The sequence below is a fragment of the Thermogutta sp. genome, assembly GCF_014359955.1.
GTDB lineage: Bacteria > Planctomycetota > Planctomycetia > Pirellulales > Thermoguttaceae > Thermogutta.
In genome coordinates, this window is sequence record NZ_JACIYL010000935.1 from 1 (window position 1) to 1,557 (window position 1,557).

General features: G+C 58.3%; 1 protein-coding gene. It reads right to left on the reverse strand.

All coding sequences use genetic code 11. The annotated features are described in order from the left end of the window. The coding region (locus tag H5U08_RS18345; protein ID WP_297036468.1) for a DUF1553 domain-containing protein at positions 1-1,557 on the reverse strand (1,557 nt) is incomplete at both ends.

A 1,557-nucleotide genomic window follows, 5' to 3' on the forward strand; every position in this document is an offset into this window, starting at 1 on the left:
CGCCTCCCCGCGGGACCGTGATTTCTCGATGTACTCCTTGCAGGTTTGCAATTCTTCAGGAGTGGGACTGCGGGAGAGAATTGTGAGATAAAGTTCGTCCACAATCTCGGGTATCGGGCGACCTGACCGGAACAGCGCCGTCAGTTTAGGCCCGGTTCCCAGTTTGCTGTAAATTGCGCTGGAGTTGAGCATGTGCAGCCATTGCGAGGGCGTGGGCTTGTTGGATCGCTCGTTGAACGCCCCTGTGGCCCGGGCCGAGCGGCCAAAGAGGGTGAGGAACGGACTGATGATGCTCCCATCCGCCAGCGAGACTGCAGAGACATCGCGTGGCACGTAAGTGAACGGCTCGGGGATGGCGCTCGTGTACAAATCGGTTGTCCCGGTGATGTCGTTGATCGCATCGATCAATACTTCGGCTTCCAGCCGTCGCGGCAGATAGCTCGCGAAATTGGCCATGGCTTCCGGGGATGAATTACGGGGAATGGAAGAGAACTGGTATGTCTGAGATGTGAGAATAACCCGATAGAGATGCCGCAGATTGTAACCGCTCTGGATCATTTCCTTTTCCAGGTAAGCGAGGAGTTCCGGATTGCTCGGCGGGTTATCGTCGCGAATGTCATCCGGCTCGTGGATGATTCCGCGTCCCATGATCCACGCCCAGACGCGATTGACGATGCATTTGGTGAACCACGGATTGTCCGGCTTGATGAGCCAATCGGCGAAAACTTCGCGAGGATCCTTGTCAGGAGGGATTGTCACTTTTGTGCCGTCGGGAAATACGCCCACCAGCGGCTCCTGAGAGATGGGAGGAGGAGCAGGGGATACGACCTCATCCTTGGGTTTTGGACGCACTGTGCCAGGCGTGTCGCGCCCGGGAACAAAATTGGTGGGCACCAATCGCAATCCCCACGGATCCCAGAACACTACTTCCTCTTTCCATTCGCTCGTCGGTTTGTACGCGATCTGGGAGAAAAACACCGCCATACCATCCAGGCGCTCCTTTGGCCAGTGATCCGTCCGCACGCCCATGAATGTGAGGGCCACCATGGAAGCGATCCCCGCGGGGCTCCTGTCCTGTACGGCGCGATAAAAGTTGACGGCTCCCACCCGGAAGTTACTGCCGCTTGCCGTCAGCATTTCCCGGACAAACTGGTCATACGGCTTGTTGGATGCCAGCGACGCCCAGACAAACCGATGAAAGGCCCGCGCCCCGTTGGGCCACAGATTGACCGGAATTTCCGCCTTGATCCGCAGGGTGTCGCCCCATTTCATGGCCCAGTAATCCACGAACTCGCGGCGCTCCATGAGACGATCCACAAGGCGGGTCCGCTTGTCCGCAGACTGATCGCTGAGAAACTCACGGACCTCGGCGGGAGTGGGCAATTTCCCCAGCATGTCCAGATAGACGCGACGTACGAACACGGCGTCCGAACACAGGACCGGCTTGATCCCAAGCTGCTCCAGCTTGGCGAAAACGATGCGATCCAGCTCTCCTGCGGGTTGGGGTGGCGTGGGGCTTTCAAAGATGTTCGCCGCTTCTTCCCCCCAGACGAATCC